At 35.7% G+C, this 22,197-nt stretch carries 15 protein-coding genes; 8 read left to right on the top strand and 7 right to left on the bottom strand.

The genetic code is table 11. The features are described 5' to 3' along the window. Positions 1-2: 2 nt before the first annotated feature. Positions 3-2,963, bottom strand: coding sequence for a SusC/RagA family TonB-linked outer membrane protein (locus EG344_RS14700; RefSeq protein WP_123910060.1), 2,961 nt, complete (start codon positions 2,961-2,963; stop codon positions 3-5). A 623-nt stretch (positions 2,964-3,586) separates the two neighbouring features. Here EG344_RS14700 and EG344_RS14695 point away from each other — a divergent pair. Continuing rightward, positions 3,587-4,171, top strand: coding sequence for a ribonuclease HII (locus EG344_RS14695; RefSeq protein WP_123910059.1), 585 nt, complete (start codon positions 3,587-3,589; stop codon positions 4,169-4,171). 78 nt (positions 4,172-4,249) lie between these two features. Here EG344_RS14695 and yidC read toward each other — a convergent pair whose 3' ends face one another. The 4 genes from yidC to EG344_RS14675 all read right to left on the bottom strand — a co-directional run bounded on the left by yidC (position 4,250) and on the right by EG344_RS14675 (position 10,484). Beyond that, positions 4,250-6,043 carry a membrane protein insertase YidC gene (gene yidC / locus EG344_RS14690; RefSeq protein ID WP_123910058.1) on the bottom strand — a complete coding sequence of 598 codons (1,794 nt, stop codon included), beginning with the start codon at positions 6,041-6,043 and terminating at the stop codon, positions 4,250-4,252. Positions 6,044-6,298: 255 nt separating this feature from the next. After that, positions 6,299-7,909: a CTP synthase gene (locus tag EG344_RS14685; protein ID WP_123910057.1), complete on the bottom strand. Its 1,611-nt coding sequence runs from the start codon at positions 7,907-7,909 to the stop codon at positions 6,299-6,301. A gap of 189 nt (positions 7,910-8,098) precedes the next feature. Beyond that, positions 8,099-9,751 carry a right-handed parallel beta-helix repeat-containing protein gene (locus EG344_RS14680; RefSeq protein ID WP_123910056.1) on the bottom strand — a complete coding sequence of 551 codons (1,653 nt, stop codon included), beginning with the start codon at positions 9,749-9,751 and terminating at the stop codon, positions 8,099-8,101. A gap of 163 nt (positions 9,752-9,914) precedes the next feature. Further along, positions 9,915-10,484 (bottom strand): YceI family protein, encoded by a 570-nt coding sequence (locus tag EG344_RS14675; protein ID WP_123910055.1) that lies wholly within the window; start codon positions 10,482-10,484, stop codon positions 9,915-9,917. Between the two features lie 140 nt (positions 10,485-10,624). Between EG344_RS14675 and radA the strand changes: the two genes are divergently transcribed. The 5 genes from radA to EG344_RS14650 all read left to right on the top strand — a co-directional run bounded on the left by radA (position 10,625) and on the right by EG344_RS14650 (position 15,143). Continuing rightward, a complete protein-coding gene (gene radA, locus EG344_RS14670) occupies positions 10,625-11,974 on the top strand; it encodes a DNA repair protein RadA (protein WP_123857706.1) in 1,350 nt (449 codons plus the stop codon). 12 nt (positions 11,975-11,986) lie between these two features. Then, complete coding sequence (locus EG344_RS14665; RefSeq protein WP_123910054.1) at positions 11,987-13,093, top strand: AraC family transcriptional regulator; 1,107 nt, start codon at positions 11,987-11,989, stop codon at positions 13,091-13,093. Between the two features lie 84 nt (positions 13,094-13,177). Further along, positions 13,178-13,849, top strand: a complete 672-nt coding sequence (locus EG344_RS14660; RefSeq protein WP_123910053.1) for a class I SAM-dependent methyltransferase — start codon at positions 13,178-13,180, stop codon at positions 13,847-13,849. Further along, positions 13,846-14,553 (top strand): VanW family protein, encoded by a 708-nt coding sequence (locus EG344_RS14655; RefSeq protein WP_123910052.1) that lies wholly within the window; start codon positions 13,846-13,848, stop codon positions 14,551-14,553. The genes EG344_RS14660 and EG344_RS14655 overlap by 4 nt, the downstream gene beginning before the upstream one ends. Continuing rightward, positions 14,550-15,143, top strand: a complete 594-nt coding sequence (locus EG344_RS14650) for an ACP phosphodiesterase (RefSeq protein WP_123910051.1) — start codon at positions 14,550-14,552, stop codon at positions 15,141-15,143. Before EG344_RS14655 ends, EG344_RS14650 begins: the two co-directional genes overlap by 4 nt. Here EG344_RS14650 and EG344_RS14645 read toward each other — a convergent pair. Continuing rightward, a complete protein-coding gene (locus EG344_RS14645; protein WP_123910050.1) occupies positions 15,140-15,661 on the bottom strand; it encodes a DUF6702 family protein in 522 nt (173 codons plus the stop codon). The two genes, EG344_RS14650 and EG344_RS14645, sit on opposite strands and share 4 nt — an antisense overlap. 84 nt (positions 15,662-15,745) lie before the next feature. Next, the gene (locus EG344_RS14640; protein ID WP_123910049.1) at positions 15,746-18,979 is read right to left on the bottom strand and encodes a S8/S53 family peptidase; all 3,234 of its coding nucleotides are present in this window, start codon (positions 18,977-18,979) and stop codon (positions 15,746-15,748) included. Between the two features lie 150 nt (positions 18,980-19,129). On the opposite strand from EG344_RS14640, the gene EG344_RS14635 reads away from it, so the two are divergent. Beyond that, entirely contained in the window at positions 19,130-19,708 is a 579-nt protein-coding gene (locus EG344_RS14635) for a HupE/UreJ family protein (protein WP_123910048.1), read from the top strand. 67 nt (positions 19,709-19,775) lie between these two features. Next, positions 19,776-22,160: a M1 family metallopeptidase gene (locus EG344_RS14630; RefSeq protein WP_123910047.1), complete on the top strand. Its 2,385-nt coding sequence runs from the start codon at positions 19,776-19,778 to the stop codon at positions 22,158-22,160. Positions 22,161-22,197: the final 37 nt, after the last annotated feature.

The raw sequence follows: 22,197 nt of genomic DNA, 5'->3' as shown, positions 1-22,197 counted from the left end.
TTTTAGAATTTTAAAGTTACATCAATACCAATATCACGAGTTGTTGGCAGCGATCCAATCGACTGTCCTTTAGCAGCCAATCCGTTACCAGTTCCCGTTTCCGGATCTGCATAAGGTAAATTTTTATGAATAATCCAAAGGTTTCTTCCTACAATAGAAATTTTTGCATCTCTGATACCTGTATTGGCTAAAACTGACTTTGGTAAATTATATCCGATACTAGCTTCTCTTAATTTCACATAAGAAGCGTCATATACAAATCTCTTATTTGGCATTGCGTTATACCCATCTACACGTCCTCCGATATTAGGTTGAGCTGTAGGGGTAGTATTTACGTTTCCATTTGGATTCACACCAGGATTCACCACTCCGCTTTCTCTATAATCTGCTGTTTCTACATAAAGCCCGGTTGCGATCCCATATCCCATATCCGGAGAGAAAACATCTCCACCTTGTTTAACATCAATCAGGAAGCTAAATGAAAAATCTTTATAACGGAAACTGTTTCTTACACCTCCTACCCAGTCTGGTGTAACATTTCCGATAATTTGATTTTCATTTTTCAAATATCTTCCGTTTGTTGCACTTACAATCTTTTGTCCATTAGCATCGTAAAGATAATCTGATCCTACAAGTGCTCCAAAAGCTTCTCCTACTCTAGCATTAAGGGTCACTCCATTTTGATATCTTGCCAATAGGTAGTTTTGGGAATTTCCATTCAATGCAATTACTTTGTTTTCATTCTTAGACCAATTAACATTAACCTCCCATGTAAAGTTATCTGATTTAAATGGTACACCATTTAATTGTACTTCAACCCCTTTATTATCAATTTGTCCAGCATTTACAAGGAATGTTCTATATCCTGTAGCTGGAGATACTGGTAAGTTGATGATCTGATCGAATGTTTTTGTTTTATAAATTGCCACATCAAATCCTAACCTGTTTTTGAAGAACTGTGCCTCCATACCAAATTCGGTTTCTTTTGATCTTTGTGGCTTCAAATTCGGATTGGCAAGGAAAGATGGCTGATCAAATAACCCTTCACCTCTAGCTTTAAATGTATTAACCAGTCTATAATTATCCGTAGAAGATCCTACTTCAGCATAGTTGGCTCTTACTTTCCAGAAGCTTAACCATGGTTCTTTTACTAATTCAGAAAGTACTACAGCTCCTGTTACAGATGGGTAACCATAGCTGTTATTTGCCTTAGGCAGGTTTGAAGACTGATCGCGACGATAAGTGGCATCTACGAATAAGAAATTTTTATAGCCGAAAGATGCTGTTGCATAAAAACTTGATGTTACCCATTTTGAGTAATTTTCATCCGGAGGAAGTATGGTTCTTACTGAATTGGAGATTGCAAACAATCCAGGTTTTGACAACCCACCTTCAGTACTCATATATACATTATCAATCAAATTTCTTCTAACATTCCCCCCTGCAATTCCACTCACATTCAAATCTTCAGTAATGTTGAATTTATAGTTGAAGAATAAATCGAAATTTAATTCGGAGTTTTTCACATTAGTTCTGGCATATCCGGAACCTACATTCAGTCCTGATGCTCCAAATACCTGTGGTAAAGATCCGTTCATTACTCTTTCCTCTACAACCATTTGTAAATCATCATAGGACAACTTCCCTGTGATTCCAAAATTCTTGGAAATATCATATTTTAACTGTGCATAGCTAAATATTCTGGTTCTGCTATCAGACTGATAGTTTTGATATCTTTGGAAATAAGGGTTATTCCAATACTGAGGCGTAGCTGTTTCAGATGACAATCTATTCCATGAGAAATTACTGTTCCCATTGTTTTGATAAGCATTTTTTAATGCCAGTACATCTACGTTAGTTTGCCACCATTGTCTGAAACCTGAAATAATATTATCAGAATATCCTGTTTCATTTCTACCTTTTGTGTCTTGTAACGTTAAAGTAGTGAAAACGGAAGCATGTAATTTATCTGTAAAGTCATGGTTAAACCTAGCCGATATGGTATTCTTTCTCAATTCTGAGTTTGGCATTAAACCATTAGAAAGCATATTGGAATAGGATAAAGAGAGATTTGAAGTTTTATTTCCTTTCTCTATAGTAACTGTGTTAACATAAGTTACTGGTGTTTCAAAAAATTTGATTGGCCCATTTTTCGCCGCAACCCAAGGCGTTGCTTTCCCAAAATTAGGAGAAGAAGGATCATAGTAATCCCATTGATATACTAATTGATTAGGATTAAATCTAGGTCCATAAGATGCGTCATCTACAAAATTGGCATAGTTATAACCTCCTGGACCAGGATCTTCATTCCATGAGTCACTTACATATCCTGCACCATATTTTGTTTGGTACTTAGGAAATGTAGATTTATCAATAAATCCAGCTGTTATTCCTGAAGTTAAAGTAACTCCCCAGCTACCATCGTCATTTCCTTTTCCGCTTTTAGTAACAATCAGGATTACCCCGTCACTACCTCTTTCTCCATAAAGAGCTGATGCTGCAGCACCTTTTAAAACGTTAATGGATTCGATATCTTCCTGGTTAATATCAGACAGGAAGTTTCCATAGTCAAAGGAAGCTCCTGTGGTAACCGTTGTGTTATTTACAGGCGAACCATCAATTACAATAAGTGGAGATCCTCCTGATAAGGATTTATACCCTCTGATCAAAAGGTTAGATGATCCACCAAAGTTGTTGTTTGTATTTACCTGTAGCCCGGCTACTTTCCCGGATAGAAGAGATGCTACGTTTCCTGTATTAGTAGTTCCGCCGGTTAATTCTGCTGCTTTTACTTCTTCTGAAGCATACCCCAGCGATTTTTTTTCTCTTTTAATACCAAGAGCGGTTACTACTACGCCCTCGATTTCTTTTGTCTTAATAGTGTCCTTCGTTTGCTGTGCATTTGCTACCGCAATAGAAGAAGTCAATACTAAAACAAGAAGACCTGTTGTTAGTTTCTTCATATCAAATTAATTTTGTACCCTACAAATTTGTAAAACTTTCCTAACAACACAAAGAATTTTTTAAAAAAAATATTAATTATTCAATAATCAAGAATAAAAACAGTCAACAAACTATTAAATTAAGTTAAAAAAACTCTTTTTAACAAAAACAAAAAAAATTAATCGATATTTTTTTTTGAATACATCAATGGTATCAATTATTGATATTTTCTATATATACATTTGCCTTACACCGCATTAACGCTTTGGTTTACAATAATATAAATCACTTTCATTGGAATAAATTTCATATTATTCACTCACATGCAATGTTGTGCATACTTTTTTTTCACTCCCAAAAAAGACCAAAAACGTCGAGCTACCAACGAAAAACAGTCTACAATTTCGATGAAAAATATGAATAAATTAATATAACAAAAGCATAAATAAACTCCTTTCAAAAAAACAGTTTTATATTTTATAATATCCTTGATTTTTCCGGCATTCACTATAAAATTCAGCTTTTGAATTTACACTCAACAGTCAATATTCCTTGTCCCTGAATGTTTTTATAAAAACTTCCAAAATATAAAGCTAATACATTCGTTTTTTTTAATTTTACACCTTGTATATCATATAAAAACATGGAATTATTACAAAAATGGACAGACCATTACCTCGAAGCAGGGTGTGATGAAGTAGGAAGAGGTTGTTTAAGTGGGCCGGTAGTTGCGGCAGCCGTCATTTTAGATGATGATTTCAAACAGAATCTGGTTAATGATTCAAAAAAGCTGACCTTTAAAACCAGAATGGACCTGGATAGCTATATTAAAGATAATGTAAAAAATTATGCCATAGCAGAACTTCCTCCTTCATTTATTGATGAACATAATATCCTTAATGCAAGTATTCATGCCATGCATCGTGCACTAGATCAACTCACCATAACACCGGAACTTATTCTTGTAGATGGGAATAAATTCCATCCCTATAATTATATTCCCCATCAGTGTATCATTAAAGGAGATTCAAAAGTTTTATCTATTGCTGCAGCGTCTATTCTTGCGAAAAATTACAGGGATAGATTAATGATTGAACTCCATAAAGAATATCCTGAATATGGTTGGAATACCAATTTCGGATATGCTACCAAAAAGCACCAGGAAGCGCTTATCAAGCATGGACCTACAATCCATCACAGACAGTCGTTCAGACTGAAATATGATTAATAAAATCTTTTGACAACTATACAAAACAAAAAAAGAGAAGCAGTTTGCTTCTCTTTTTTGATATATTGACTTAATCAATTATTTCTTTTTATTTTTTTCCTGAGTTTGCTGCTGCTGTTGAGCCTGCTCCATCATTTCTCTCATCTTCTTCTGGAATTTACCTTCTGTTTTCGGTTTTTCCTTGTTAGCCTGAATCTGAGCGTGAATTTTTTTCTCATCCAGAATAACATACTTAATCACCAAAATGATCAGGATATTAATCGCATTCGAAACAAAGTAATACCATGAAAGACCTGATGCTGAAGTGTTCAGGAAGAATAAGAATGTAATCGGGAAGATATACATTAATACTTTCATATTTGGCATTCCCTCCTGCTGCGGCTGTTGCATGTTTCCTGAAGTCATTACTGTATAAATCAAGATAACTACTGTACAAGCCAAAGCAAATATACTCAAGTGATCTCCAAGGAATGGAACTTTAAATGGTAATTTAATCAAATCATCATAAGCCGTTAAGTCTTTTGCAAACCAGAACCCTTGTCCTCTCAGATCAATAAAGTTCGGGAAGAAACGGAATAACGCATAGAAGATCGGAATCTGTACCAATGCCGGTAAACACCCTGCCATCTGATTTACTCCCGCTTTTCTATATACTTCCATCGTAGCCTGCTGCTTCTTCATCGGGTCTGCATCCTTGAACTTAGCGTTTACCTCATCAATTTCCGGACGAATCACCTTCATCATAGCACTCAACTTGTGCTGTTTGTACATAATGGGTGATAAAATCAATTTTACAATGATTGTCATTGCAAAAATTACCCAACCTGCTGATAATCCCCAGCCAGCAATAATGGCGTATAACCACATAAAGAAATAACGGTTCATTGCTCCGATGAAAGACCAACCTAACGGAAGAATTTCATCAAAGTTTTTATCGTAAGATTTCAATAATGGCAGATCCAATGGCATAAAATACCATGTAAAATCCTGGTTCAGCTCACTTCCGGTCATCTGAACAAAACCTTCATAGTTGAATTTCTTCAGATATTCTCCTTCTTCTACATTCTCCTGATTCCCTTTACTTTGAGTAAATCCGTTCTTAGCTTCGATAACAGAAGAGAAGAACTGCTGTTTTACTCCGATCCAGTTAAGGGTCTCTTTTTCCTCATCCATTGTGGTTCTTCCATCATAATCATAATCTTTATAATTATTGAAAGCATAAGAGAATTCTGAGTGAGATTGCTCCTGAGCTCTACCTTTTTCAAGGTTTCTTACATTATAATCCCAGATAAAGTCTGCTTTGTTATCAGAAGTAACTGCAGAAAGACCTTGAGTTCTTACTTTAAAGTCAAGAGTATATTTAGGAAGTAAAGTATAAATAAACTGGATTACAGCTCCATTATAGTTTGCTGTCATTGTTACAGCATTTCCATTAACAGTAGGTGAGAAAACTAAATCTTTAGTATTGATAACCTTTCCTGTTTTATCTTTAAACTGGAAACCGTAGTTTGAATTATTTTTATTGATAAGATAAAGCGGAAGGTCAGCCTGATCCGTTTTATTATTGTATGCTTTATATTCTGAAAGCTGAACTTTAGAAACCTGTCCTCCTAAGCTTGAGAATTCAATGTTCAATTCTTTGTTAGACAAATTAGCTGTCTGAATCGCATTCGGAGTTACATTTGGATTGATATTGGTGGCCTGAGTTGGTTTTACGGCATTTTTCACCTGTTCCGTTTTCTGCTGCTGAGCTTTTAACTCTTCTTCCTTCATCTGCTTGTTCTGGAAATAGAACATTGCACCGAAGAGAATCAGGCATAAAACCGCGAAACTAATCATCTGCTTCTTATCGATTCCGTTGTTTTGTTGCATTTTATTTTTGTTATAATTAAAATTTCCTATTTATTGGACCTTATAAGCATATAAAAAGCTTATCCATCTATGGTCAATTTGAGCTGACAAAAATACTGTTTTTTTATCAAAACTCTATACTATAATGCATTAGTATATAATAAACTCAGGCTGAGAAAAATCAACCTGAGTTTATCTATAGACGTTTATGGTAAAAAATTACCTTATTTGTTTTAGTTTGAGTGAATCTTGTACTCTTCCCAAACTTAAAATATCTTACTTAGAAGTTTCACAAGCTTTAATAAAAGCTCTGAATAAAGGGTGTGGTGTAGCTACCGTACTCTTGTATTCCGGGTGATATTGTACCCCAACATAGAATGGATGTCCTGGTAATTCCAACGCTTCTACCAATCCTGTTTCCGGGTTTGTTCCTGTAGCTAAGAAACCATTCTTTTCAAATTCCTGAAGATAATCACTGTTGAATTCATAACGGTGACGGTGTCTTTCAGAAATATTCTTGCTTCCATAGATATCATATAGCTTAGATCCGTTTTTCAAAGCACATTTCCAAGCTCCAAGACGCATCGTACCTCCTTTATCGATTACATTTTTCTGCTCTTCCATCAATGAAATTACAGGATCCGGAGTTGCTGTATCAAATTCTACTGAGTTTGCCTTCGTATGTCCTAAAACATTTCTTGCAAATTCAATTGTCATAATCTGCATCCCTAAACAGATTCCCAACATTGGAATTTTATTTTCTCTTGCGTATTTCGCAGTAAGAACTTTTCCTTCAATTCCTCGGTCTCCAAAACCTGGAGCTACAAGAATACCGTTCACACCTTTCAGTGTATCTTTGATATTTTCTTCTGTAATATCTCCACTGTATACCCATCTTACTTTTACTTCAGTTTCAAGGTCTGCTCCTGCATGTTTGAACGCTTCAGCAATAGAAATATAAGAATCCTGAAGGGATACGTATTTTCCTACTAATGCAATTTCAACTGTTTTCTTAGGATTCTGGAATTTTTTTACAAAGGTTTTCCAGTCTTTCAGATCAGCATCTTTATCACTTTTCAGATCCAGCTCTTTCAGGACTACATCATCAAAATTTTGTTTCTGAAGATACATAGGAACCTCATAAATAGTTTCCATGTCTTTACATTCGATAACGTTTTCTAATGGAACGTTACAGAACTGAGCCAGTTTTGCTCTCTGGTCTTTCGGAATTTTGTGTTCCGTTCTGCAAACCAATACATCAGCCATAATTCCGCTTTCCATCAACTGACGAACGGAATGCTGAGATGGTTTTGTTTTTAATTCTCCACTGGAAGCCAGATAAGGCAATAGGGTAAGGTGAATCACCATAGAATTTTTCTCTCCCAGTTCCCACTTCAACTGACGAACAGTTTCAATGTAAGGTAAAGATTCAATATCCCCAACTGTTCCTCCGATCTCGGTAATGATGATATCGTAGTTCTGTTTAGAAAGGATTTTAATTCTACGTTTAATTTCGTTAGTAATATGAGGAATTACCTGTACTGTTTTTCCAAGGAAGTCTCCTTTTCTTTCTTTTTCAATTACAGTCTGGTAGATTTTTCCTGTAGTAACGTTGTTGTTTTGGGATGTAGGAGCATCAAGGTAACGCTCGTAGTGACCTAAATCCAGATCCGTCTCCGCACCATCTTCAGTCACATAACACTCTCCGTGTTCATAAGGATTCAAAGTTCCCGGGTCGATATTGATATAAGGATCAAGTTTTTGGATCGTTACATTAAAACCGCGTGATTTTAGCAATAGTCCCAAAGAAGCAGAAACGATTCCTTTTCCCAAAGATGAAGTAACACCTCCTGTCACAAAGATGTATTTTGTATTCTTTTTACTCATTAGATTAGGTTTGTGCAAAGTTATGGGAAAAAGAAATACAAAGCAATCTTTTAGATTTTGAAAATAAGAAAACGGGCATCAAACCCCCATAAAACCTAGATAAATTTTATTTTTTCATTCGAAGCCGCCTTAATAAACTCAAATAAAAAGAGAGCATTTCTCAACGGAAACACTCTCTTTTAGTATTAATTATAAGCATGGATCCAACCACGTATCTCCCGGTGAATTCAGGATACATTTATAATTATCCCTCAGCATTCTCAATTTCGTTGATCCATTAACAAACCTGTAGTCAATATATTTCGAATTCAGGACCACATTATTTTCAATCTCATGAGTAGACTGCCCGACTCCCCCTTCTGAGAAAATTCCCCACGTCATCATTCCGTTTCCTCTGATCTTGTTGTGTCTGATGGCAATTTCATAATTATTTCCTTCCACCAGCTTGATCCCTGCTAATCTGCCTTCATTTCCTTGGTTTTTAATACCCGGATTTTCAACAATATTAAAGGATACGTTCAAAAGATTATTATTGGATTCAATCAGAATACCATTTTCTCCGGAGGTCTGAATATTGTTATGGGAAACATCCACCCCTTTGGCATGAGAAACATAAAGTCCCACATTCCCGATATCACTGATGACATTATTGGAAATAACACCACCTTCAACATGCCTGATATTAATTCCGTGCTGCTTTGCATTTCTCACTACATTTCCAGTGACCACCACATTGCTGGCAATAAGTTTATAAGGCGCTACTTTATTGGTATTGTTAATAAGGATACCGTCTCCCCCTGCCGGAATATAATCCTTTAGAGGATCAAGTGTTGCAACGAGCGCTTCATCAATTACTGTTCCTGCATTGTCTACGATATTATTTGAAATCACAATATTATGGCAGACATAATCCGGGTATTTCTCCTGATCATAATTCTGGACTTTGATTCCGATTCCTTTTGTATTGCGGACTCTGTTACCCAATACCGTCATATTTGAAATTCCGGCATCCAGGTACATTCCGTGTTCCAGGATGGTATTTTCGATATCATTATCAGAAATCATCACAAATTTTGAATTTTCAGCAATGATCATTCCTTGTGATGAATTTTCAAAATAGTTCTGAACAACGCTTATATTTTTTCCGCCAACAGCAATTCCGGCGTTGTCTTTTTTTCCGGTCCCAATCTTAGCCCAGGCTTCTGTGAATTCATTTTCAACACGGTTCTGTTTAAAGGTAAGGTTAACCATATTTCTTAAACCTGAAACTCCGGCATAGGTAAAGTTTTTAAACAGGTTTTTTTCGATGTTGATGTTCTGAGTTCCATAGCAATAAATCCCTACAGCTTTAGAACTGGACGCCTGATCATAATCATAATCCTCTTTAAACCCTTCCAGGAAAAATCCTTTTATTGATATATTCTTTTTTTCTTCACAATTAAAAATCTCGGTGTTCTTTTTATTCTGCTTTATCCTACATTGGTCAGATAATACCCTTTGATTATTCTGAAGAAAGAGTACCCCGGAAATTCCAATGTTCATTTTTCCAAAGAAGGTATCATAGCCCAGCTGCAAAATTGTATTGAGGCGGTCTGTTCTTAACTGATCTGAAAGCCCTTGAATACCCCACCATAAGACATTGACATATCCGGTCCATTGTCTTTTATAAAAGTCATTTCCTTTTTTACGGAAAACCGCACCATCTCCGTCTCCAGCAGCAGGCACTCCTACATTTGTCTTTTTATAAATAACAGGTTCAAAGGTATAACTGTCTATCAAGTTTACCTCATCATCATTAGGGAAAGTACTTCCTTGTGCAAAAAAAGCTTCTGTGTAAATCATATTTTTGTTGTTAAATGGTTAATCAATTCTTAAAAGAATCTGGAACAAAAATATCTATCCACAGCGCCAAACTATGACGTATTTTCTCTCAGAAAAAAAATATTTTCCACAAAAAAAGGCTTCCGCTTAATCGGAAGCCTTTTATTTAGCTATTGCCTTTCAATTATCTTTTAATCAATTCAAAATAAGTATTCATCTCTACCCACTTAGCGATACCTGCTGCTGTAGGATCATAATTCACATTATAATCGAAACGGTTAATCGTAAATTTAGCACGAAGTCCCATAATCTCTTTACCCTCCTTATTTTTTGTAATTCCTCCTAAGGTTACAGGTACATTAAATTCTTTTGTAACATCTTTAATGGTAAGTTTACCCTTAAATACATAGGTTCCATCTTTCTCTTTGGAAACAGAAGTTCCGGTAAATTTAATATTTGAATACTCTCCTGCATCAAAAAAATCTTTGCTTTTAAGATGTTTATCTCTCATCTCTACTCCTGTATTAATACCTTCAACATCAATATTGATATTAAATGCAGCATTATCAAGACTATTTCCTTTTGTGGTAAGGTCTCCGCCAAATTTATCAAACCTACCCTGAACAAAGCTGATCCCCATATGTTCAATGGTAAAATTTACTGAAGAGTGCATCTGATCTATGTCCCAAGTATTCTGTGCAAAAGAAAACGTACTTAGAAGCGCAAATACGAATGATAAAAATAGTTTTTTCATTATAATTATATTTTAAATTAATATTTTATTTCAGCAAAGCTAAGATATAAAGATATTTCTATCATTGATCTATGATAGTATTTCATATTTAAATCCATTTAAGTCTCGGAAAAAAAATGCTTTTTTTATAACTTCGCAGTATGGCAAAACTGAAAACGGCATATTTCTGTCAAAATTGCGGAACCCAATATTCCCAATGGATGGGACAATGTAAAAACTGTGGACAATGGAATACCCTGGTGGAAGAAGTGATAGAGAAGCCCAACAGCAAGTCGGTGCCCTTCTCTAAAACCAAGCAACATGTTATCAACATTATTGAGGTAGAAACCAGTGAAGAACCGAGATTAAAAACACCTTCCGAAGAACTGAACCGCGTTCTGGGAGGCGGAATTGTCTTAGGTTCCGTCACCCTGATTGGTGGAGAACCGGGAATCGGAAAATCTACCCTATTGCTTCAGCTTGCCTTAAAAATGAAGAAAAAGATCTTCTATGTTTCTGGGGAAGAAAGCGCTTCTCAGATTAAAATGAGAGCCGATAGACTAACGGACATTCAAAATCCGAATTGTTTTCTTTTTACAGAAACCTCCCTGGAAAAAATTCTTCATGAAGCAAAAAAACTGGAACCGGATTTCATGATTATTGATTCTATCCAGACGCTTCAGTCCCAACTGATCGAAAGTTCTCCCGGAACGGTTTCTCAAATCAGAGAATGCTCCAACGAGATCATTAAATACGCTAAAGAAAACAGTATTCCTGTATTTTTGGTGGGCCATATTACCAAAGACGGTCAGATTGCCGGTCCAAAGGTATTGGAACACATGGTAGATGTTGTTTTAAATTTTGATGGAGACCGAAATCACCTTTTCAGATTATTGAGAGCGAACAAAAACCGTTTTGGTTCTACTTCTGAAATTGGAATTTATGAAATGATCTCCCAGGGATTGAAGGAAATTAAAAATCCTTCGGAAATCCTTATCACTAAGAAATTTGAAGAACTTTCCGGAAACTCTGTTGCCGTAACCCTGGAAGGAAACAGGCCGATGCTTTTGGAGATCCAGGCATTGGTAAGTACAGCCGTGTATGGAACTCCTCAAAGAAGCTGTACAGGATTTGATTCAAAAAGACTGAATATGCTTCTGGCAGTGCTTGAAAAAAGAGCAGGATTCCAATTAGGAGCAAAAGACGTTTTCCTTAATATCACAGGAGGAATAAAAACAGATGACCCAGCGCTGGATCTGGCAGTCATAGCTTCTGTTCTTTCATCCAATGAGGACATCGCCATTTCAGAACATTACTGTTTTGCCGGAGAAATCGGGTTAAGTGGAGAAATACGTCCGATTGCCCAAGTCGAACAAAGAATTACTGAAGCTGAAAAGCTAGGTTATGAGAAGATATTCGTTTCCAATCTTAATAAAATTCCGAAAAGAAAATTTGGAATCAAGATTGAAGAGGTAAGCAAGATTGAAGATTTCCACGAAAGGCTTTTTTAAAAAATGTAAATAATGCAAATCGAAAACATCCAACAGTTTGTCTTGGTACTGCTTTATGGCGGCTTGACTTTGCTTTCATTCACAGTATTAATTAATCCTATGCAGGTTAATAAAAAGGCTAACTTTTATTTTGGAGTGTTTATATTACTCTGGTCCAGCTACTGGCTCCTCGATATTTTACATTTTTGTGGAATTGTGCCCAATTTATGGTTTATCCTTACGTTGTATGCTGCCCAAATCTTTACTCCGATTTTTCTGTTTTTCAGCGTTATCTTTTTTATCAATCCTAATTACAGGTTCCAAAAAAAAGATCTTATTTGCCTTATTACTCCGGTAATTTATTGGATATTACTTTTCAATATGGAAAATAATCCAATCATCCGAAGTACTGTAATGCTCATTGATATCGCTCATAATCTGCCCTACATTGCTCTTATTTATTTTAAAATCAGAAAACATCAGAAAAGGATTGAAACCATTTCATCCAATACAGAAAATATAGACCTCCAATGGTTGATCAGATTAAGCTTCCTTCTTTTCGTAACCATTGTTATTACTGTTGGTTATGAACTATTCAATACTTTCGTGTATAAAATGCATCAGCATTTGGTCATGGATCTGTTATTTTTATTTATTGTTTACAGTACACTCTATTATGTACTCAGACAAAAAGAGATCTATCCTGTAAATAAAAATCAACGTGAAGAACTTCTTTCTATTGAAGTGGAAAGTGAAGTAGAGGAAATATCAAGAAAAAAATTGATTTCCGATGATGAATTTGAGTCTTTAAGACAACAATTGATAATCATCATGGAAACCCAAAAACCTTATTTGGATGGAGACCTGAATCTATTAAAATTATCTGATCTTATTCAAATCAATGCGCATCAGCTTTCTTATCTTCTTAATACCGGTTTTCAGGAGAACTTCTTCTATTTTGTAAATAAGTACAGAGTAGAACATGCTAAAAAAATGCTTACAGAAGGTTCTTTTCACAAGCTTTCCATACTAGGAATTGCATTTGAGTCAGGCTTTAATTCAAAAACTGCCTTCAACACCATATTTAAAAAAATGACCGGCATGACCCCTTCCGAATTCAAGAAAGAACAATCCAGCTAATCTGGACTCATTAAAGGTTCAATAAATCGGAATAAAAATTGTAGAAGTCAATAAAATTAATAATCTTAACAGAAGATTTTTCAAATGATGAAAACAAGCATTCTGGAATATTACAGCAACCTTGCAGAATCCTATGATGAAAACAGATTCGGAAATTCTTACGGCCAATATATTGACCAGCAGGAAAGAACATTTTTAAGCTCTTTTTTCAAAGATAAAAAATATACAAAAGTTCTGGATCTAGGCTGTGGAACAGGCCGGCTATTGAATTTTGCAACTCATGGAACAGACTTCAGTGAAAATATGCTGAACATTGCCCGACAAAAATATCCTGAAAAAGTACTGGCTGTAGGGGAAATTTCGGAAATCCCTTTTCATGAAGAATTTGACTGTATTTTTTGTCTTCATGTTATCATGCATCAGAACCTGGAAGAAACGAAGGTATTTTTAAATGAATGTTATCAGAAATTAAATAAAAACGGAACTTTGATTTTTGATTATCCTGTAAAAAGCAGAAAAAGATCTGTCTCTCCACAGGAAGACTGGCATGCGGGCAATAGCTTTTCAATTTCAGATATTACAGAACTTTCAAAAGATCAATGGAAAATTAAAAATACAACCGGAATATTATTTTTTCCGATTCACAGATTACCGAAAGCGATAAGAAAATTCTTTCTGCCTGTTGATACTTTTCTTTGCCACACTTTCCTGAGAAATTGGGCATCATATCACATTACTGTTTTGGAAAAGAGATGAAACAGCAACTGAAAAATTGGATTCCTTATTCTTGGAAACTGCATATGAAACTTTTGCAGCGGTATTTTCATGAACAAAAAAACAATTATGTTTATTCTAAAGAATATTGTTCAGAAAATATTGGAGAATATTCTATTACACTCCGGCAAACTATCAAAACCGGAGCTTTTCATCATAATAAAATTCACAATTTAAAAGTTGTAGGTGGTAAGATCAATCATTTGGTCATTCGTCCCGGAGAAGTATTTTCTTTCTGGAAAATGATTGGAAAACCCAGCAAAAAGAATAATTTTAAAGAAGGACGAAACCTCATTAACAATGCTATTTCCAGTGATTTTGGTGGTGGAATCTGCCAGTTCTCTTCTATTCTATATCATCTGGCCCTTCAATCCGGACTAAAGATCCTGGAAAGATATCCACATTCTATGGATATTTATAAAGAAGAAGAGCGTTTTACTCCTTTGGGCTCAGACTGTACGGTTGTTTATGGCTATAAGGATCTCCGGATTCAGAATCTTTTTCCGTTTCCTGTACAGTTTAAATGTTTTATTCATGGGGATGAACTTCACCTCAGCTTAATTTCTTCGGAAGAGGTAGTTTTAAATAAAATTGAGTTTAAATATCTTGAAATCGAAAAAGGAGTTTGGGTAGAAACGGTAAGCAATAGTCAAACTTTGTTTAAAAATTTTTATATTCGTTTATGAATTATCTGGCCCATTCTTTTCTCACTTTCACTGATGGACAAATTGTTGGTCAGTTTTTGGAAGACTTTATCCGAAACAGGGATCGTTTTTCTTTTCCTAAGGATATTCAGGATGGAATTACTTTACATAGAGCCATTGATACCTTCACAGACTCCCACCCTGCCATTCATGAGGCTAAAAAAGTTTTTGCCCCTTTGGTAAGACTCTATGCCGGAGCATTTGTAGATGTTTCTATGGATTATTTTGTAGCCAATGATCTTTCTTTGCATTCCCTTGCGGAATGGAAGGCACATTCTTTACATGTCTACAGCGTTTTAAATGCTCATGATGAGTGGTTACCGGAAAATTTCAAAAAAATGCTGGTTAAAATGGAACAGGACGACTGGCTCTACAATTACCGTGAAGACTGGGGTATTAAATTCAGCATTCAAAATGTTTTGAACAAAGCAAAGTATCTGGATAAAGATATTCCTGTTTTTGAAGCTTTTCTAACTCATAAAGAGTTTCTTCAGGAATGTTATGATGATTTTTTTCCTGACTTACTCGCTCATGCAAAAGGAATCAACGCCCTTATTCAACTGGAAAGTTAAAACTGTTTATACAAATAGCGGTTAGGATACGTTAATTTTTCACTCTTTCTATCTCCATTCACAATGATATGCACAATATTTATCTGGTCATCGAAAAGGTTGTACAGGAAACTTACAGCTGTTTCTACTTTTTTAGGATTGACAACAGATTCTGATTCGAGATAGACATTTACAGATTCCTGGTCTTCCTCATATCCTATATAATTTACTTTAAGAAATTTATTGTCTGTTTTCAATTTAAAATATTCCTGACAATATTTGGACAGCGCTTCATTTAGTTTTGTCTTATATTTTTCATCATTAAAATGAAAAGTTCCACCATACTTTTTCGCAAGTCCATTTTCCAGATCATCGAGGAAAAACCGGCCTGTAACTTCAAAAGTTTTAGACTTAGAGTTATAGTTGACCTCTACGGATCCTACATGATAAGGATGTACATTCTCCTTATTTGCTTTTGTAAAGCTTAATAAAATGGTTGTTAATGATAAAAGGAATATAAAAAAAAATTTATGTGACATGAGTTCTTTTCTAATGACAAATATAAAAAAAGCAGCAGTTATAAAACTGCTGCTTTCTATAATGTGTATGGTAAGCAATTAAAATTATTCTTTAACTACTTTCTTAGTAATTGTAGTATCATTTAGCTTAATTGTAAACATGTATACTCCTTTTACCAATGATGAAACATCCATTCTGTTTAAGTTGGAATTCATAGATTCTGTTTTAATCAACTTTCCTGAAGCATCATAAATAGTAAGTGTACCTTTAGAATACCCTCCCAATGAGATATTTACAACATCTTTAGCTGGATTTGGTGTAATGTTCACTCCAGCATTCAATTTTGTTACTTCCCCTGTACCTAAAGTAGCATTTGTTTTAACAAAATATCCACCAAAACCTGTGGTCTGGAAGCTTACTTCCCAATATTGATAAGTATTATTCCAAACAATATCTGCAACATTAGGAGTAATAGCAGTTGGTGTGCCTCCAAAAGAAGCTACAGTTCCTACATTTCCAGCACTTGTTCCTGCATATTTTTCAACAACCAGGTTGAATTTATTAGCATCATCAGTAGGAGAGGTAGGAAGTTTAATACCACTTGTTAAATTATAAGCATCAAAATCAGCCTGCTTAAAGTATAATGTTACTTTTCCTGTAGCAGTAGTAGCATCTGCAGCTGGGTTAATTTCATATCTTCTTGAAACATAACCAGGCTGTACATTATCAACCCATACTTTTGAAGTTACATTTCCAGTCACAGTACTTGCCGTTTCTTTTTCTACTCTTGAAATTAACTGACAAGCATTTGTAAAATAATTATAACCAGCAGCAACAGCACTAGCTTTTGTTTGGTTGGAAGTTGCTAGGTTTTTCACTTCAGCTACATTTTCGTAAACATTCGCTCTCATTTTAAGATCAAAAGTTCTTGTTGTCCAGCTTGTACCATCTGTTGATGTTTTACTACGTCCACTTACTGCAGTAGCTTCATTTTTCATAGTCACAGTTCCGCCTAAACCATTGATAACAATATAGAAATCCTTCCCTGTTACCGCCTGAACATTTAAGCTGGATAAATCTACATAGTTCCATGTAAATCTTTGTATATTGGTATCCCATGATGCAATATTTTTTGTAGCAATAATGTCTCCAGGATCTCCGTTAGCATTTACCTTTCTTACTTGAATATCCACTGCTTGGTTGGCAGGAATTACACCTGAACCTGTTGTGAATGAAATACTTCCCAATTTACCAGTTAGGGTTGGAGTATAACGAACTGCCAATGCCGCATTGGTAAAAGTCGTATTAGCTTCTGCATTAATAGTGATATAAGGTTCATCATAAGTAATAGACTCAAAATTAGACTCTACACATCCTACTTCTTTAGTCACTGCTTTATAAATATCTAATCTTCCATATCCCCATCTTGTATTAGGAACATTTCCTGTTGCTGCATCTTTTCTTGCAGTGGAAGTAAGACGTGATTTAACTTGTGCAGCGGTCAATGTTGGATTTGCCTGAAGCAATAATCCTACAGCTCCGGCAACTCCCGGAGATGACATACTGGTTCCCTGATTCATCACATAATAGTTAGTATTTTCAATAATATTCGAAGCTGCTGGCGCAGAGCTACTAGATCTTGCAGAGATTACAGCCTGGCCTGAACCTGTGATATCCGGTTTTTGGAAATTATCAACTCTAGGCCCTTGTGCACTAAATGAAGAGATCGTTTCCTGTGGAGTATTACTATAGCCATATCCTCCTGCCGGAGCCATCCAGCTTACTCTACCCAAATAGGAAGCTACTGTAATAGCACTTGTTGCGTTGCCTGGAGATCCAACAATATATTCATTATCCCCATTTACCAGGGTAGTTGCTACTCCCTGACCATACAGCCAGCCATGCGTATTAATTGTCTGCGTTCCGTTATTGGTAATTTCCAGTGTATATGTTCCCTGGCAATTGGCCGTAGATCCCGCTACTCTATTTACAAGTAGCTGAACATATCGTTTATTATTATCATTCCCCCAATAATTATACATAGTAGCAGTGAAACCACCTCCTAATATACTATGAGTTGTATCGGTACTTACATTCTGTATATATTGCTGACCATCGGGAGCTGTTAATTTTGCTGTAACGGCTGTATTATCGTTAGCATACATCAGAAAACCAAATACAGATGCAGCAGAAGTATTACTTGCCACATTAAAAGTATAAGATTGTGTTCCACCTGCCTCTATATCTACTTTTCTATGGAGATTGGCACCATAATCATTACCCGCAGAAATAACGACTACTCTTCCAGGTCCTGACGATGTAAAATTATCAACAGCTACTTCATGAGAGGATGTACCATCATGAGCACTTCCCTGTCCACCAATACTCATATTTACTACGATCGGCTTGTTTAAGGCTGTTGCTACATTTTTAAAATAAGTCAATGCGTTGATTGTATTCGTTGTTGGAAAAGATCCGTTTCCTCCTTTTACAAAAACAATGTCTGCTTCCGAAGAAAATCCTTTATGTCTTTTGTTAGCAAAACCAGCTCCGTTTCCTGCAACAGTTCCTGCCACATGGGTTCCATGACCATTAATATCATTTTCACGGACAAAGTTAGTAGGACTTCCATCCAACTCATCTTCAATCTGTGCTCTGGTATATTCTACGCCAGTGGTAAATCCTGTAGGAGACGTTTCAGCTCCCTGAGGAGTTAAGGTCTGATCCCAAATTGAAACAATTCTACTTTTAGTCTGATCGTTAACTTGTCTGAAATCTGGGTGCTTCCAGTCTATCCCTGTATCAAAAATCCCCACAAGAATTCCTGTTCCGTTATAAGCTGTATTATTAAAAACACCATCCTGTAAAAGGCTTGCTCCGGACTGTGCTCTACTTACATCGTTATGAAGCTCATCAAATGTAGGCCCCATCACAGAGGTTACATAAGGAAGCTCCATCAACCTTTCAATATCTTCAAGGCTCACAAGTGCTGTTGAAAAAGTAGGCAGCTGACTCTGGATTATAAACCCATCAGATTTAAGTTTTTCAGGATTTTTGGTATAAATAATACATGAATACATTGTTTGCGCCCCCTTAGAAGTAACTACTAAATGTTTATCCAATTTCATATCTTCACGTTCCAAATCTTTTAAAACGTTTTCTCTATTCAGGCTCTCCTTATTCTTCAATAAATAGCTAAATCGGGAATCAAGTTTTTGTACCTGGCCATAAAATCCGTACGAATACAACCCCAAGAAAGCAACTGTAGCATTTCTAAGAAGCTTCGTTCCTCCATACGAAATGTTTACTTTTGTAAAAAATAGTTTTCTAATATCCATTGTCTTTTTTTTAAAATACAATTATACAATTTTTATCTAGAATAATAATAAGTAAAATTATTAATAATCAATACAAATAAAAAATAAACAAAAACACTACAATACCCTTATTTTAACACAATATTCAAAAACCAATAATCTATTATCAAAATGCAGGATTTTCTATTTTATTTAAACCTTGGATGGGAACACATTATTTCTCTTGATGCCTTAGACCATCAGCTCTTTGTCCTGGCTCTGATTGCCGTTTACTCTTTTAGTGACTGGAAAAAAATACTGATCCTTGTAACAGCATTCACTATTGGACATTCAATTACGCTAGCTCTAAGTATTCTTGATGTCTTCAGGGTTCCTTCTGATTGGGTAGAATTTTTAATCCCTCTCACCATTGTGCTGACATCTCTGGATAATATTATTATGAAAAACCAGAAGCAGACGCTAATGCGGGCTAACTACTATCTTGCTTTAATCTTTGGATTGGTTCACGGAATGGGTTTTGCCAATACGGCAAGAGTGATGATCGCCAAAAGCCAAGGCATTGCCATTCCACTATTAGGATTTAACATTGGATTGGAACTGGGGCAGATCGTTATTGTAGGTGCCATTTTGATATTCTTATTTATTCTGCTTACTATTTTTAAAGTCAATAAAAAGGACTGGATCCTTTTTGTCTCATCAGGGGTCTTTGCTTTATCTTTAAAAATGACATTAGAAAGAATTCCTTTCTAAATGTGAAATATTTTCATTATTTCAACTGCTTATTATTATCTTTGATAATTATTAAATCACTTCGGTTATGAAACTAAAAGTTATTATACTTTCACTTTCTGTATTTGCCTATACAGGTTTCACCGCACAAAATATTCAGAATAATCCAGGTAGCAACCACGGAAATAAATTTGAGCAACTGGGAAGTATTCTGCCAACACCCAACATTTATAGAACTGCCTCTGGTGCTCCAGGACACGGATACTGGCAAAATAGAGCCGATTACAATATTTCCGCTTACCTTGATGAGGATAAAAGAAATCTGAAAGGTTCGGAAACGGTTACTTATTATAATAATTCTCCTGATGAACTGGATTACATCTGGCTTCAGTTGGATGAAAATGAACATTCCAGTATAAGAAATGCAGGATATGATAACTCTTCTATTCTGCGTCCATCAACAACGGATCAACAGCTTAAGGTAACAGAACTTCCTGTAAAGGATAATGGTTATGGAGTGACCCTTGAAAAAGTAACGGATCCCTCAGGAAGTCCTTTAAAATATACCGTCAATAAAACCATGATGCGTATTGACCTTCCAAAAGCTTTGAAAAAAGGAGAAAAATTCATTTTCAAAGTAGACTGGAATTACAATATTGGAAACAGGATCAAAATGGGTGGCCGCGGAGGTTATGAAAATTTCCCGGAAGATGGCAACGACTTGTACACTATGGCACAATGGTATCCAAGAATGTGTGTATACAGTGATTTCCAGGGCTGGCAAAATCATCAGTTTACCGGAAGAGGAGAATTTGCCTTGGTTTTCGGAAATTTTAAAGTGTCTATGAATGTACCGGCCGATCATATTGTAGGCGGAACAGGAGAATGTAAAAATTATGATCAGGTATTAACTTCTGATCAGCTTTCAAGATACAGAAAAGCAGAAAATGCTTCTGAACCTATAGAAATTGTCACCTTAGATGAAGCTAAAAAAGCGGAAAAGAATCATTCAAAGCAAAGAAAGACATGGGTCTTTGAAGCAAATGATGTAAGGGATTTTGCCTGGACTTCTTCCAGAAAGTTTGTTTGGGACGGCATGCGCGTTACCATTCCTGAAAATAACAATAAGGTAATGGCTATGAGTTTCTATCCTAAAGAATCTTACGGACTTTACAGAAAATTTTCCACAAAAGCAGTAGCTCATACCATTAAAACGTATTCGGAATTCACCATTCCTTATCCATATCCTGTAGCTCAATCTGTAGAAGCAGCCAACGGAATGGAATATCCAATGATCTGTTTCAACTTCGGAAGAACGGAAAAAGATGGAACTTATTCTGAAGGAACTAAAAACGGAATGATCGGAGTAATTATCCATGAAGTAGGCCACAACTTCTTTCCTATGATTATCAATTCAGATGAAAGACAATGGGCATGGATGGATGAAGGGCTGAATACTTTCACAGAATATCTTACAGAAGAAAAATGGGATAATAAGTTTCCGTCTAAAAGAGGTCCTGCATGGACGATCGTAGATTATATGAAACTTCCCAAAGATCAGCTCGAGCCTATCATGAGCAACTCTGAAAATATTGTTCAGTATGGTCCGAATGCTTACTCAAAACCTGCTACAGGATTGAATATTCTTCGTGAAACCATTATGGGAAGAGAACTTTTTGATAAAGCTTTCAAAACATATGCAAAAAGATGGGCCTTCAAACACCCTGAACCGGCAGATCTTTTCCGTACTATGGAAGATGCCAGTGGTGAAGACCTTGACTGGTTCTGGAGAGGATGGTTTTATGGAACAGACCCTGTAGATATTGCGATTGATAAAGTAACCGTAGCTACTCCAAACCTTGAAACTAATCCAAAAGCAGCTGAGGAAATAAAATACCAGGTTGATAAGCCTTTAGTGAATAGTTTTGAAGACCTGTCAAAAATCAGAAACAGAGAAGACAAGAACATTACGTTCTATGTTGATAAAGATAAAGAAGCTCAGGATTTCTACTATCGATATGACAGAGGGCAAGAAAAAGTAAGCACTAAAGAATACACTACAAAAGTAGAGGCTACTCTTCCTTTAGATGCTAAGGATAAAGAGAAATTTAAAAATATTACAGCGTATCAGATCGATTTGCTGAACAAAGGTGGCCTGGTAATGCCAGTCATTCTTGAATTTACCTTTGAAGATGGTTCAAAATTATATGACAAATCTTCAGCACAGATCTGGAGGCTGAATGAACAAAAAGTTTCTAAGACCTATTATTTTGACAAGAAATTGAAATCAATTCAGTTAGATCCAATGAGAGAAACGGCTGATATTGACACTACCAATAACTTCTGGAGCAGCAATGCTTCCGGTGGTGAAACATCAAAATTCCAGCTCTTTAAACAGAAACAGGAAGGAGGTCCTGCAAGAGGAAGCTCCAATGGAAAAGTAAATCCTATGCAGGCAGCCGGAAAAAGCTAAATAGCATAATTATTGGCAATCATTGCTATTAAAATAT

It is taken from the genome of Chryseobacterium sp. G0162 (genome assembly GCF_003815715.1).
GTDB lineage: Bacteria > Bacteroidota > Bacteroidia > Flavobacteriales > Weeksellaceae > Chryseobacterium.
Note: the sequence above shows the minus strand (reverse complement) of the source record. Positions and strands in the feature narration are given on the sequence as shown.

What these genes read in the sequence shown, in the direction of transcription:
- EG344_RS14680 (WP_123910056.1), bottom strand. Translation starts at nt 9,751, where the DNA reads ATGATTTACACAGAAGCTTTTTTTGCACAAGGAAGTACTTTCCCTAAT.
- EG344_RS14695 (WP_123910059.1), top strand. Translation starts at nt 3,587, where the DNA reads ATGGAATTATTACAAAAATGGACAGACCATTACCTCGAAGCAGGGTGT.
- EG344_RS14640 (WP_123910049.1), bottom strand. Translation starts at nt 18,979, where the DNA reads ATGGATATTAGAAAACTATTTTTTACAAAAGTAAACATTTCGTATGGA.
- EG344_RS14675 (WP_123910055.1), bottom strand. Translation starts at nt 10,484, where the DNA reads ATGAAAAAACTATTTTTATCATTCGTATTTGCGCTTCTAAGTACGTTT.
- EG344_RS14635 (WP_123910048.1), top strand. Translation starts at nt 19,130, where the DNA reads ATGCAGGATTTTCTATTTTATTTAAACCTTGGATGGGAACACATTATT.
- EG344_RS14650 (WP_123910051.1), top strand. Translation starts at nt 14,550, where the DNA reads ATGAATTATCTGGCCCATTCTTTTCTCACTTTCACTGATGGACAAATT.
- yidC (WP_123910058.1), bottom strand. Translation starts at nt 6,043, where the DNA reads ATGCAACAAAACAACGGAATCGATAAGAAGCAGATGATTAGTTTCGCG.
- EG344_RS14660 (WP_123910053.1), top strand. Translation starts at nt 13,178, where the DNA reads ATGATGAAAACAAGCATTCTGGAATATTACAGCAACCTTGCAGAATCC.
- EG344_RS14655 (WP_123910052.1), top strand. Translation starts at nt 13,846, where the DNA reads ATGAAACAGCAACTGAAAAATTGGATTCCTTATTCTTGGAAACTGCAT.
- EG344_RS14685 (WP_123910057.1), bottom strand. Translation starts at nt 7,909, where the DNA reads ATGAGTAAAAAGAATACAAAATACATCTTTGTGACAGGAGGTGTTACT.
- EG344_RS14700 (WP_123910060.1), bottom strand. Translation starts at nt 2,963, where the DNA reads ATGAAGAAACTAACAACAGGTCTTCTTGTTTTAGTATTGACTTCTTCT.
- EG344_RS14630 (WP_123910047.1), top strand. Translation starts at nt 19,776, where the DNA reads ATGAAACTAAAAGTTATTATACTTTCACTTTCTGTATTTGCCTATACA.
- radA (WP_123857706.1), top strand. Translation starts at nt 10,625, where the DNA reads ATGGCAAAACTGAAAACGGCATATTTCTGTCAAAATTGCGGAACCCAA.
- EG344_RS14665 (WP_123910054.1), top strand. Translation starts at nt 11,987, where the DNA reads ATGCAAATCGAAAACATCCAACAGTTTGTCTTGGTACTGCTTTATGGC.
- EG344_RS14645 (WP_123910050.1), bottom strand. Translation starts at nt 15,661, where the DNA reads ATGTCACATAAATTTTTTTTTATATTCCTTTTATCATTAACAACCATT.